9 protein-coding genes are annotated in these 12,921 nt (G+C 58.6%); 7 read left to right on the top strand and 2 right to left on the bottom strand.

Annotated elements, in window-relative coordinates:
- The first annotated feature begins 5 nt into the window (after positions 1 to 5).
- The 7 genes from rnc to ftsY all read left to right on the top strand — a co-directional run bounded on the left by rnc (position 6) and on the right by ftsY (position 10,113).
- Positions 6 to 734, top strand: a complete 729-nt coding sequence (rnc, locus tag HMPREF3135_RS10665; protein ID WP_038628630.1) for a ribonuclease III — start codon at positions 6 to 8, stop codon at positions 732 to 734.
- Entirely contained in the window at positions 734 to 1,597 is an 864-nt protein-coding gene (gene mutM, locus HMPREF3135_RS10660) for a bifunctional DNA-formamidopyrimidine glycosylase/DNA-(apurinic or apyrimidinic site) lyase (protein WP_070439645.1), read from the top strand. Before rnc ends, mutM begins: the two co-directional genes overlap by 1 nt.
- A gap of 18 nt (positions 1,598 to 1,615) precedes the next feature.
- A complete protein-coding gene (locus HMPREF3135_RS10655; RefSeq protein WP_070439643.1) occupies positions 1,616 to 3,076 on the top strand; it encodes an alanine/glycine:cation symporter family protein in 1,461 nt (486 codons plus the stop codon).
- Positions 3,066 to 3,347 (top strand): acylphosphatase, encoded by a 282-nt coding sequence (locus HMPREF3135_RS10650; protein ID WP_070439641.1) that lies wholly within the window; start codon positions 3,066 to 3,068, stop codon positions 3,345 to 3,347. The genes HMPREF3135_RS10655 and HMPREF3135_RS10650 overlap by 11 nt, the downstream gene beginning before the upstream one ends.
- Before the next feature lie 256 nt (positions 3,348 to 3,603).
- The gene (locus HMPREF3135_RS10645; protein ID WP_070439639.1) at positions 3,604 to 4,923 is read left to right on the top strand and encodes an ammonium transporter; all 1,320 of its coding nucleotides are present in this window, start codon (positions 3,604 to 3,606) and stop codon (positions 4,921 to 4,923) included.
- Between the two features lie 88 nt (positions 4,924 to 5,011).
- The gene (gene smc / locus HMPREF3135_RS10640) at positions 5,012 to 8,506 is read left to right on the top strand and encodes a chromosome segregation protein SMC (protein WP_070439637.1); all 3,495 of its coding nucleotides are present in this window, start codon (positions 5,012 to 5,014) and stop codon (positions 8,504 to 8,506) included.
- A 47-nt stretch (positions 8,507 to 8,553) separates the two neighbouring features.
- Positions 8,554 to 10,113 (top strand): signal recognition particle-docking protein FtsY, encoded by a 1,560-nt coding sequence (ftsY, locus tag HMPREF3135_RS10635; RefSeq protein WP_070439634.1) that lies wholly within the window; start codon positions 8,554 to 8,556, stop codon positions 10,111 to 10,113.
- A 167-nt stretch (positions 10,114 to 10,280) separates the two neighbouring features.
- On the opposite strand, the gene HMPREF3135_RS10630 is transcribed toward ftsY, so the two are convergent.
- The gene (locus HMPREF3135_RS10630; RefSeq protein ID WP_070439632.1) at positions 10,281 to 10,997 is read right to left on the bottom strand and encodes an intestinal mucin; all 717 of its coding nucleotides are present in this window, start codon (positions 10,995 to 10,997) and stop codon (positions 10,281 to 10,283) included.
- A gap of 483 nt (positions 10,998 to 11,480) precedes the next feature.
- Positions 11,481 to 12,353: a hypothetical protein gene (locus HMPREF3135_RS10625; RefSeq protein ID WP_070439630.1), complete on the bottom strand. Its 873-nt coding sequence runs from the start codon at positions 12,351 to 12,353 to the stop codon at positions 11,481 to 11,483.
- Positions 12,354 to 12,921 lie beyond the last annotated feature (568 nt).

The following is a 12,921-nucleotide window of genomic DNA, read 5'->3' as shown; positions in this document are numbered from 1 at the left end:
AACGGATGAGCCGCAAGCGTCGGCTAACCGGTGAAGCGGCTAGAAAGGCGGCCTTTGAGGCCGTCGATCACGCCCCGCTGCTGGAAAAACTCGGTGTTGAACTACCAGAGGAGTCCCTGAAGCTCGCTCTGACCCACCGCAGTTTCGCAAATGAAAATGGCATGCTGACCAATAACGAGCGTCTAGAGTTCCTGGGCGACGCCGTGCTGGGCATGTGCGTTGCTGAAGAACTCTACCGTCGCTTCCCGGACCGTGCTGAGCAGGATATTTCCAAGATGCGCGCAGGTGTCGTGAACATGTACGCGCTGGCTGACCTGGCCCGCAGTATCGGGTTGGGGGAGCACATTCTCCTCGGTCGCGGTGAGAAGGCCACCGGTGGCGCGGATAAGCACTCGATTCTCGCTGACACCACCGAGGCGCTGCTGGGTGCCATTTACCTGCAGCATGGCTTTGAGGTTGCCCGCGAGACCGTTCTTCGCCTGTTTAACCAGATGATTGACGATGCCCCGACGGAGTCTCGCGGTCGTGACTGGAAGACGCTGTTGCAGGAGCGCCTGGCAGCCAAGCAACTACCGGCTGCTGAGTACACTGTGCGCACCACCGGCCCCGACCATGACCTAACTTTCTACGTCGACGTGCTGGTTGACGGCGTGGTTAAGGGCAGCGGTACTGGCGCCACGAAGAAGGAAGCCGAGATGCACGCCGCGCATCAGGCGCATACTGCACTGGCATAATGCCCGAGCTTCCTGAAGTCGAGTCCGTACGCCGCGGTCTCGACGCTTACGTCGTCGGTGGCCGCATCGAGGACACTTTCGTCTACAACGCTCGTGCCGTGCGGCGCCAACCCGGTGGTGCCGCAGAGTTTATCGGTCGCACGCGCGGGCGCACGGTTATCGCTACGGATCGCCGCGGCAAGTTCATGTGGCTCACGCTTGACGACGACTCCGCAATCGCCATCCACCTGGGTATGAGCGGCCAATTGCGTGTGGAAGCTCCGTACACGCCCGATACGCTGCCCGGACGCCACACCAGGGCCGCATTTGACATAGCCCTGCCGGACGGCGCTCGGCACCTTATCAACTTCAACGATCAGCGCACCTTTGGTTGGGTCTGGGCCTGTGAAATGGTCGAATCCCACGGTCGCTTTGTTCCGGAACCCGCAGCCAAGATCGCGCCCGATCTATTGGAGCCAACTGTCGATGTGGTTGCACTTGCACACCGCATGATGAAGTCGCGTTCGCCGATTAAGGCCGTATTGCTCAATCAGAACATTGTGTCGGGTATCGGCAACATCTATGCCGACGAAATGCTTTGGGCAGCGAAGGTCGATGGGCGCGTGCCGGCGTGTGACCTTTCGGTCCGTCGTTTAGCGAAACTTTTGCGCGAGGGGCAATCGGTACTCGAGCGGGCGCTAGCGGCGGGTGGCACGAGCTTCGATGCGTTATATGTGCATGTCAACGGCGAAAGTGGCTATTTCGAGCGGAGCTTGAACGCCTATGGCCAAGCGGGGGAGCCGTGCTCGAGGTGTGGGCGCGCAATTGTCCGTCTGCCATTTGGGAATAGATCGAGTTATCTGTGTCCCACCTGTCAGCGCTAGAATTTCCTTATGAGTTTCATGGAACAAGCAACCGACTGGGTAAATGCTTGGAATGACAAGTACTGGCTGTTCATGATTGTGCTGCTTGTCTGTGCAGGCCTGTACTTCTGTTGGCGGACCATTGTGGTGCAGCTCCGGTACATCCCGGAGATGTTCAAGGCAATTACCGAAAAGCCGTCTGACATCTCCGAGGGGGTCAAGGGCATCTCGGCCTTTAAGGCCTTCACAATCTCTGCTGCCTCGCGTGTCGGTACCGGTAACGTCGCAGGTGTGGCGGTGGCAATCACTACGGGTGGGCCAGGTGCCGTGTTTTGGATGTGGCTGCTCGCTGCGATTGGCGGTGCTACCAGCTTCGTGGAGTCGACGCTGGCGCAGCTGTACAAGGTGCGGGATAAGGACTCTTACCGAGGAGGGCCCGCGTACTACATCACCAAGGGGCTGGGAGAGAACTGGCGCTGGATGGCGTCGCTCTTCGTCATCGCTATCACGGTGACCTACGGTTTTGTGTTCAATGCGGTGCAGTCCAACTCAATCACGGCGGCTGTGGCTGAGTCGACTGGTCAGGGAACGCCGATCTTTAAATTCTGCGTCGGCATTGTGCTGGCAATCTTGGCCGGCGTCATCATCTTCGGTGGTGTGCAGCGCATTTCGGCGGTGACGCAAATTGTCGTACCGATCATGGCCGTGGCCTACATCATCCTCGGTCTGATTGTGCTGGCTCTCAATATCACTGAAGTGCCGGGCATGATCAAGCTCATCTTCGAGCACGCCTTCGGTATCCGTGAGATCGCTGGTGCCGCTGTCGGTACCGCCATGATGCAGGGTATTCGCCGTGGTCTGTTCTCCAACGAGGCCGGTATGGGTTCCACACCAAATGCGGCGGCTACGGCGTCGGTGTCGCACCCGGTCAAACAGGGCCTCATCCAGACGATGGGCGTCTACTTCGACACCTGGGTCGTCTGTACTATCACCGCAGTTATCATCCTGTTGTCCGATCCGACCTTCGGCGGCGATGCGGAGGGCACCGCGTTAACTCAGGCTGCGCTGTCGGCGCAGGTGGGTACGTGGGCCATCCACGCGGTCACGGTTATCATCTTCTTCCTCGCGTTCTCCTCGCTGGTGGGTAACTACTACTACGCCGAGGCGAATATCCCGTTCCTGTCAAAGAGCAAGGCTGTCTTGAACACCGTGCGCGTCCTGGTTATCCTGTGCGTGATTGGCGGAGCTGTCGGTTCCGTGCCACTAGTCTGGTCGCTTGCAGATACGTTCTCCGCACTCATGGCCACCATTAATATCATCGCGATTCTGCCGCTGGGTGGCGTAGCCGTCGCGCTTCTGCGGAACTACTCCGAGCAGAAGGCCAAGGGACTTAATCCAGTATTCCACCGCGATGATCTGCCAAATCTCCTCGGCCACGACAAGATTGAGTGCTGGGATGGTTCCGACCCGATGACGGTGCGTGAGACCGATGCCGCTTAACGACGTCCGCCTCACCGCATGGGTACACGGACGCGTTCAAGGCGTCGGTTTTCGCTGGCACACCCGCGCGACGGCTCTGGAGTTGGGGTTGGTTGGTTACGCCCAGAACTACCCGGATGGTCGGGTGTTAGTTGTTGCTGAAGGGCCACGGGCAGACTGTGAGAGTTTGCTCGCTTGGCTTGAGGGGCTGAATACTCCGGGCGATGTGACGGCAGTGGTGCCGTTATGGCAGGAACCGAAGGGTGCATTGAGCACGTTTGACCGTCGTTAAGCGGGTGCCAACTGCCTTCCTCCCCCCCCATGTCGGTGTAGGAATCCGAAAAATTCGAATACGTTCTATCCCTCGCTCTATGTCATTGTTTTTGCGCAGTTGGCGGGGGATTTTTCGTGTCTTGAGGTAGTCGATTGGTGCGTTGTAGAGGTCTCAGAGCGCTAAAAACCTACGCAACCGGGAAAAAGAATACGTAAATACGAAAGGCGAGTGGATTAAGTTAATAACTACCTACTGACAGGCAGGGGAGGCACATATGACGCCTGAAGAAGTAATTGCACAGTCTGGAAACTCAGCGTGGATGCTGATTTCGGCTTCGTTGGTTTTGCTGATGACACCGGCGCTCGCGCTGTTCTATGGCGGCATGTCGCGACAGAAGTCGGTGCTCAACATGATGATGATGATGAGCTTTGGTGCTGTCGGCGTTGTCGGTGCCATTTACGTGCTGTGGGGCTGGTCGATGTCCTACGGATCGCAGTCGATCGGTGGTGTTTTTGCCAACCCATTCGAGTTCTTCGGTCTGCGTAACTCAATCACGGATGGCGACGGCAACTACATTGCGAGTGCGAACGGTTACCCAAACATCATCGACATTGGGTTCCAGCTCACGTTCTGCTCGATTTCTGTAGCGCTGATCTCTGGGGCGCTGGCCGAACGCGTGAAGTTCTCCACCTGGTTGATTTTCGTCGGCTTCTGGACGACGCTGGTGTACTTCCCAATGGCCTTCATGGTCTGGGGCGGTGGCCTGCTGAGCCACTCGGCAGAGGGGCTGTCGGCAAAGCTGTTCGGTACCGCTGACGGTGAAGCATTGATCGCTCCAATTGACTTCGCTGGCGGTACGGTTGTGCACATTGCTGCTGGTACTGCCGCTTTGGTGCTGGCGATTATCGTCGGTAAGCGCAAGTCCATCGATGGCAGCCAGCATCGCCCGCACAATCTGCCACTCGTCATGCTGGGTGCTGCACTGCTGTGGTTCGGCTGGTTCGGCTTCAACGGCGGTTCGGCATTTGCGGCCGACGGTGTCGCTGGTCTGGCATGGCTGAATACGACGGTGGCAGCGTGCGTGGGGATGCTCGGCTGGATTTCACTCGAGCGTATTCGTGATGGGCATCCCACCTCGCTGGGCGCCGCTTCGGGTGTCATCGCAGGGCTTGTGACTATTACTCCGGCCGCAGGAGATATGAACCCAGTGACCTCAATCATTCTGGGCTATATCGGCGGTGCGCTGGGTTGCTGGGGAGTGGGCTTGAAGTACAAATTCAACTTCGATGACACCCTGGATGTGGTTGGTCTGCATCTGGTTGCAGCTATGTGGGGAACGATTGGTGTTGGCCTGCTGGCTAATGATCGCGGACTGCTTACCGGCGGTGGCATCGACGGCCTGAAGTTGTTTGCCATCCAGGTCATTATTGCTGTCGTCGCAGCGGTGTTCTCAGGCGTGCTGACGTACATCATTGCCCGAGTCCTGAAGGCAACCGTCGGTTGGCGTATCCACGGCGAGCAGGAGCATTCTGGTATCGACGTCGCTCAGCACGGTGAGTCGGCCTACGCGTCAACTAAGCAGGCAGTGGTGTAAACAACGCTGTGTAAACAATCTTGTGTAACAGGGTGCGTGCTTGGGGTAATTCAGCTCCAAACCGTAACTACGGGTAAGATATTGCCCCATGTATTTGAAATCGCTGACTCTGAAGGGCTTTAAATCCTTCGCTTCGGCGACGACGATGAAATTCGAGCCCGGCATCTGCGCAGTTGTCGGCCCGAATGGATCTGGTAAGTCGAATGTCGTCGATGCCCTCGCGTGGGTTATGGGTGAGCATTCCGCCAAGACCCTCCGTGGCGGCAAAATGGAAGATGTCATCTTCGCGGGAACCTCCGGGCGAAAGCCTTTGGGGCGCGCGGAGGTCACTCTTACCATCGACAATTCCGATGGGGCACTTCCCATTCAATATAAGGAAGTCTCTGTCACGCGTCGCATGTACCGCGACGGCGCAAGTGAGTACGAAATCAACGGTTCTCGCGTCCGCCTCATGGATGTCCAAGAGCTCCTCAGCGACACCGGCATTGGCCGCGAGATGCACATCATCGTCGGCCAGGGTCGGCTTTCGCAGATTCTGGAATCGCGGCCAGAGGAGCGTCGTGCGTTTATCGAAGAAGCCGCAGGCGTGCTCAAACACCGCCGTCGCAAGGAAAAGGCGCAGCGCAAGCTGCAGTCGATGCAGGCCAATCTCGACCGTCTGCAGGATTTGACAGGTGAGCTTTCCCGTCAGCTCAAACCGCTGAAGCGTCAGGCTGAGGCCGCCTCTCGCGCCCAGACTGTGCAGGCAGACCTGCGCGACGCCAAGTTGCGTTTGGCTGCCGCGGACTTCGTGGATTTGCAGGACAGCCTCAATGACATTGCTGGTCAAGCCAAGCTCATTGAGGAAAAGGTGGAGGCCGCCACGGAGCGAGCCGAGATTGCCGCTGAGCGCACTGCAGAACTCGAAGCCGAACTGGAGGACATCACTCCAGCTGCCGATGCTGCCCGAGATTTGTGGTTTCGTCTCTCCGCACTCGGTGAGCGTATCCAAGCGACGGCCCGCATCGCCGCCGATCGCGCGGCCGACCACTCCGTCGCTCCGTGGGTAGGCCCGGACCCGGACTTCCTGGAGCAGAGGGCCGACGACGCCGCCACCGAAGAAGCCACGCTCGCTGAGGCTGAGGCAGAGGCCCGCGAAAAACTGGAGGAAATCCGCGAAACGCTCTTCGACGCCGAGGAGACTTTCCGTGAAGCCGAAGCGGAGCACCTCGCGGCCGTTCGCGCAATCGCCGACCGTCGCGAAGGCGTGGTTCGTCTCATTTCCGCAGAAGAATCTCTGCGCACCCGCTTGGAAGCCGCCGAAGCCGAAGCTGCACGCCTTGCCGAGCAAACCAATGAGGCCGACGAACGCCGTGCCGATGCCACCGAAGCCGTGGAAAACGCCGCGCAGGAACTAGCCGAGGCCGAATTCGAAGGTCCCGAGCTGCAGAGTGCTTATGAACAGGCCAACCGAGAAGCAGAGCTGGCCTCTACACGGTTGAAAGAACTCCGCGCTGACGAGCGCGACCTCGAGCGCAGCGTCTCAGGTCTGTCCGCCCGCATCGAAGCTTTGGAGACCGCCCGCACCGCCGCAGCCAACGACGGCACCGCGTGGCTACGTGAAAAACACGAGCTCGGCGTTCTCTCTGAAGTCATCGATGTCGACGCTGGCTGGGAAAAAGCGCTCACTGCCGCCCTCGGCGCGGCCGCCGAAGCACTGGTCAGCGAGGGCAGTGGAGATTCGCTTATCGACGAGCTTGTGGCCGCGGGCAAGGGTAGTGCCGTCGTTATCAATTCTGCGGATGCATCCGACTCCTGGCGCTTGGACATCACTCTGCCCGCACAGGCATCCTGGCTGCTCGATCATGTGACAGTGCCCGCGGAGCTTTCAGGTTCGTTGACCTCTCTGCTCGTTGACGTCGTGGCCTGCGACGACGAGCACGTCGCCCGTGAGCTGGTGACCCAGGATACTCGACTGCGCGTTGTTGACCGCGATGGTGTGCTGCGTGGCTCTGGTTGGGTAGCTGGCGGTGCTGGTGGCACTGCATCAGGTGTGGAAATCGCCGCCGACATTGCTAAGACTCGCGAAGAACTAGCAGAAGCACAGGTGCGTTTGAGTGACCTCGGTGGTGTGCTCTCCGGTGCACAGGCCGAAGAAGAGGACCGCCGCACGGACGCGGCGGCCGCCCGTGCTGCGTTGCGTGAACACCAGAGTCGTATGAAGGTCCTCACGGATGCCCGAACTCGGGCCACAGCGCAGCTGTCCGGCGTGGTGCATGATGCCGAACGCGCTGAGCAGCGCGGAGCCGAAGCCGCGGACCGAGTAACGAAGCTCCAGAAGGAGTTGGCGGAGGTCGCAGACCGCTTAGCTCGCGTTGACCGTGACCCCGAGGAGGGGGAACCGTCGACAAGCGAACGTGACCGTGCCTCGGAGGCGCTGACGGCTGTGCGCGCCATGGAAACAGAGGCGCGTCTGTCGCTGCGTACGGCAGAGGAGCGACTGTCGAGTGTACGAGGCAAGGCCGAGCGGCTCCGTCGCCAGGCTGCATCGGAGCGCGTAGCGAAGGCCCGCCATGAGCAGGCGCAGATGGCGAAGGTTGCCCAGCGCGAATTGGCAGAAGTCGTCGCGGAGCTGGCTGAGGACTTGCACGCGAAGGTCAACGTGTCGTTGGCGCGGGCAGAGGCCGATCGCGACGATGCCGAGGCGCAGAAGAAGACGGTGTCGCAGGCACTATCAGCGGCCCGGACGGAGGCGAATACGGCGCAACGTGAGCTGGCACAGCTAACTGATTCCGCGCACCAGGGCGATATCGCCCGTGCGCAGGCGCAGGTCCGCGTGACCGAGGCTGCAGAGCGCATCGTCGACCAGTTGGGGCTGTCTGTCGATGACCTGCTCGCGGACTTTGCTCCTGATGAGAACTTCGACCGCGCAGCCGTGACGAAGCAGCTCAAACAGGCGGAGAAGGATCTGCGTGTGCTCGGCCGCGTCAACCCGTTGGCGCTGGAGGAGTATAAGGCGATGGAGGAGCGCTACTCTTTCCTATCCACGCAGCTCGATGATGTCCTCAAGGCCCGCCAGGACCTCACCGATGTTGTCGAGGAAGTCGATGCCACGATCCTGCAGCTCTTCACAGACGCGTGGAACGATGTCGAGGCAGAATTCCCCGCAGTCTTTCAAACGCTTTTCCCGGGCGGCGACGGACGACTGGTTCTCACCGAGCCGGACAACCTGCTCACGACAGGTATCGAGGTTGAAGCCCGCCCGCCGGGCAAAAAGGTTAAGCGGCTGTCGTTGCTCTCCGGCGGCGAGAAGTCGCTGACGGCGCTGGCAATGCTCGTCGCTATTTTCCGCGCGCGCCCGAGTCCCTTTTACGTACTCGACGAGGTGGAAGCCGCGCTTGACGACGTTAACCTGCGTCGCCTTATTGCGCTGCTCGAGGAACTCCGCGCGACCAGTCAGCTGATTGTCATTACGCACCAGAAGCCAACAATGGACGTTGCGAATGTGCTCTACGGCGTGACCATGCGGGGCGATGGTGTGACTCGAGTAATCTCGCAGCGAATGTCACCGGCATCCGCAACTCCGTCGACAGGAGCGGAGTAAGCGCGGAGTAAGTGAGGAAGAGTCGTTGATACTGCATAATGAGAGTTATGACTCCAACTCAGTGGATACTCCTTGTCGTCGCGATTGTCGTTATTATCGCGCTGCTCTTTGTTGTGGGCTATGTCCGCAGGAAGAACCAGCGCATTTCCTTTGCGAAGGAAGATACTAAGGAACTCACCCAGCAGGAGAAGTCTGGAAATTACCAGGCCGCTAGTGGTTTTAACTTCGCTCCGGCCGGTGGTGGGACTGATACCCGCGAGAAGCAGCCGGTTGAAAAACCGATGCCGAAACCGGCGGAAAAGCCGATTGAAAAGCAGGCCCCGGAGCCAGAGGAAAAGCAGGCTGATATACCTGCCGATCAGCCGGACGGTTCACTGCTGAAACCAGAAGGTCGACTGGTTATTCCGGATAACCCCACCGAAATGGAGGGGGATTATGACCGCGTAATGCGGGAAATCCCAATCGATTTGCCAACGGCCGGGGAAGAGGAATCAGAGCCCGAGCCGGAACCACAACCAGAGCCCGAAGCAGAGCCTGAGGTAGAGGTAGTTCCTGCTCCTGAACCGGAGCTGGAGCCGGAGCCGACTCCCGAACCAGAACCGACTCCCGAACCGGAGCCGGAAGCTGCGCCGGAGCCGACGCCAGAGCCAGAAGCAGAACAGCAGATTGACTCCATCGACCCGGCTGAGGGACGTCTGGGCCGCCTGCGCGGTCGTCTGTCACGGTCGCAGAATGCAATTGGCCAGTCTGTGCTCGGCATCTTGGGCGCGGGTGACCTTGATGAGGACGCGTGGGAAGAGGTTGAAGACATCCTGGTTATGGCTGACCTCGGTGCGGCTGCGACGCAGCGTGTCGTCGATAAGCTGCGCGAGCGTATTGCCAGCCAGAAGGTGAGCACGGAAGAGCAAGTGCGCGCCCTGCTGCGTGAGGTGTTGATTGAGGAGTGCAAGCCTGAGATGGACCGCTCCATCCGCGCACTTCCGCACGAGGGCAAGCCCGCAGTGATTCTGGTAGTCGGTGTCAACGGCACAGGTAAGACCACGACGACGGGCAAGCTGGCTCGTGTACTGGTCGCCGGTGGCCACCGTGTTGTTCTCGGCGCAGCGGATACCTTCCGTGCTGCTGCAGCCGACCAGCTGGAGACCTGGGGGCGACGCGTTGGCGCGGAGACCGTTCGCGGCGCTGAAGGCGCCGATCCTGCTTCTATTGCATTTGAGGCAGTTGCTCACGGTATCGAGTCCGGCGCTGATGTGGTGCTCATCGACACCGCCGGCCGCCTGCACACCAAGGTCGGTCTGATGGACCAACTGGACAAGATTAAGCGCGTGGTGGAGAAGAAGGCTCAGGTTGACGAAGTCATCCTGGTTTTGGACGCGACGGTTGGCCAAAATGGTCTACTGCAAGCTCGTACGTTCCGGGATGTAGTAGACATCACCGGCGTTGCCCTGACCAAGCTGGACGGTACCGCGAAGGGCGGCATTGTATTCCAGGTGCAAAACGAGCTCGGTGTGCCGGTGAAGTTGGTTGGCCTTGGTGAAGGTGCTGACCACCTGGCGCCGTTTGAGCCGGAGAGCTTCGTAGACGCACTGCTCGGCGGCCGCAAATAGTAACTAACATCGATGAGTGAATTTTCCATCGATTGGTGAGTACAGCGTCGCCCGTTGCCCCCGGCAAAAATAAAGGCCTCGGAGCCACCGCGTAGATTTCTGTAGAGGATACGCGGGGCTCCGGGGCCTTTAATGTTGAGGTGCTAGGAATCTAGCGGAGAGTTGTGCTAGGAATCCTTAGAATTCTTGCGTGCGAGGCGGGTAGCTGCCACGCCACCGACCAAGAGTGCAAGAGCGGCACCGCCGAGGGCAGTCGCCTGAACACCAGTGACTGCTAGCCCAGTGTTCTTGGTCCCGGTTTTCTTACCGTCATTCTTAGGGTTGTCGGGCTTGTCGCCTGGTTTTTCCTCCCCGGGCTTCTCGTCGTCCCCAGGCTGTTCGTCGCCTGGGTTCTCGTCGTCGCCCGGAGTTTCGTCATCGGAGGTCGGACAGTAGCCGTAGACTCCGGTTGCCGGGTCAATCTTGCTCATATCACGCGGGGAACCGTCGGGGCACGTTGCGGTGTCGTCGACTCCCGGCGGAATTCCGTCATTTTCTGGGGCATCTTCATCAGGCTCCGGAGTTGGGCCGGAATCATCTGAAGTGCCACAAGCACCGTAAGCCCCGGTTGCCGGGTCAATCTTGCTCATGTCACGCGGGGAACCGTCGGGACAGGTCTGGGTGTCCTCAACGCCCGGTGGGATGCCATCGTTAGATGAACCTCCTGGATCCGGATTTGCAGCGTCATCTACACACTGGAAAGTACCGCCAACATTTTCAAAATGTTGACCGGCGGGGCATTCCGACGGGGCGGGGTCAGGAATCTGTGCGGTGGCAGCGCCAACGCCGATGAGCATGCCGGCTGAAGCGGCAGCGGCCACCATGGTCGAAGAGAGCTTCTTCATTTGGAGACCTCACAATGTCTATAGGAAAGCCCTGTAATCAACGGGCTTAAGGGGGGGGGGGAACACTGTTCACACTTTTGATTCTAATAACTAATTACAGTCTTTGGTGACGTGAGCTTGGGGAGGGGGTAAATCGAAATTGTTGACTCGTCCAAGTCCCAGTAAGGGAAAGCGGGAACTTATATTTACAACGCTGAGTGTGTACACCCGTTGTGGTTGGAGCATCTTTAGAACTCGTCACTGTTCACTCGGCGGGGAGGCTTTTCTGTCTTCGCTAGCGAAGCTTGGCATCTGATCGTGTCGGGGTGGCGAGAGGCGGGTGGGAGCGTAGAGGTTTGGTAAAAAATCGGTACCTGTGGGTTTTATGCTTCGAGCTCTAGACGTTATGACTTTTCGGAGGTGTGACGCACAAAAATGCTCCCGATGCTGAATTGGCATCAGGAGCATTTTATGTTTCGTTAGCGGGGTAGAACCCTAAGCTTCTTAGCGGTTCTTGCGGGCGATGCGGGTAGCGGCGACACCGCCGACCAGGAGAACCAGAGCGGCTCCACCCAGGGTGGTGGCGTCAACGCCAGTGGCTGCCAGGCCAGTGTTCTGAGTCGAAGAAGCCTTCTTGGACTCCGAGGTATTGTGCTCAGACTTCTTGGAGTCCGAAACCTTCTTTACATTCTCGGAAGAGGTCGTCTTCTTGGACTCGGAAGCCTTCTTCTCAGCCTTTTCCTTGGCCTTCTTCTCTTCCTTCGTGCACTTGTTTTCGTTCTTGCACTCAGCAGAGATCTTGATGTCAACGTTTACCTTGACATCCTTGCCGTCCTTGCCTGGCTTACCGTCCTTGCCGTCCTTACCCGGCTTCTCGTCGTCCTTGCCTGGCTTGTCAGCGTCCGGCTTGTCCGTGCCTGGTTTGTCAGTGTCCGGCTTCGCCTCGTCCTTGACGCAGACACCGAAGACGTTCGGGTTGCCTGGGACTGGCTTGCTCATGTCGAAGTGCTCGCCCTCCGGGCACTGCTTATCAGAAATGCCTGGGTTTCCCAGGTCGCCCGGCTGGGACTCATTGTCGCCCGGTGTTTCGGGCTTAGGAGCTTCCTGGTCCGCGACGCACTGGAAGGTTCCGCCGACGTTCTCAAAGTGCTGCCCGTCTGGGCACTTGTCCGGCATTGGGGCCGGAATTCCGTCAGTGGAATCCTGCTCAGGCTGGTCTGCGACGCACTGGAAGGTGCCTCCGACGTTTTCAAAGTGCTGGCCGGCGGGGCACTCGGTCGGCATTGAGTCCGGAATCTGTGCAGTAGCGGTGCCTGCGCTTGCAATCATGCTGGCGGAGAAGGCAGCGGCGGCGATAGCCGTGGTGAACTTCTTCATGAAAACCTCTCAAGGAGTCAAACGGTCAGAGACCAATGAATATGATTTCGCCGTTCATCCCTCATCGTGCACGGCGGAAAATAAAACCAGGCCAACTGCGGTTAACTAGGTTCATGATTAACCATAAACTGGTTGATATATGAATGGTATTGGAGGTAGTTATAGGAATAACATCAGGTGCGCAGTGGCGTGCTTTGACCTGCTGCAATGCCGCCGGTTTGCTATTTGGCTTACACCATTCCGGGGGAGGTTCTTACTAAGGGTGCCCTTAGCAAAAGCTGGCCACTGGCGTCATTTGTCTGTTATCTAACTGGTGGTAGCTGAGTTGGATAAACGTTCTTTACGCAGTAGGGCATTCATATCTGGAGGCTCGTTTAATTGTCACGTTAAAATAACGAACAGTAATTTAACGTCCGCGAGAATAAAAGAGCTTTATCCTATTGCTATTTTTTACTTCCTATTGGTTACACCCGAATCGGGGCATTTAGGGTGGGTGGGCTGCAATCGTTGTCGATAGGCGAAGCTGTAGATATGTGCCAAATGGAGTATCCAGCGGGTACGGTAGAAC

The sequence above is a fragment of the Corynebacterium sp. HMSC14H10 genome (assembly GCF_001807105.1).
GTDB classification, from domain to species: domain Bacteria; phylum Actinomycetota; class Actinomycetes; order Mycobacteriales; family Mycobacteriaceae; genus Corynebacterium; species Corynebacterium jeikeium_D.
Note: the sequence above shows the minus strand (reverse complement) of the source record. Positions and strands in the feature narration are given on the sequence as shown.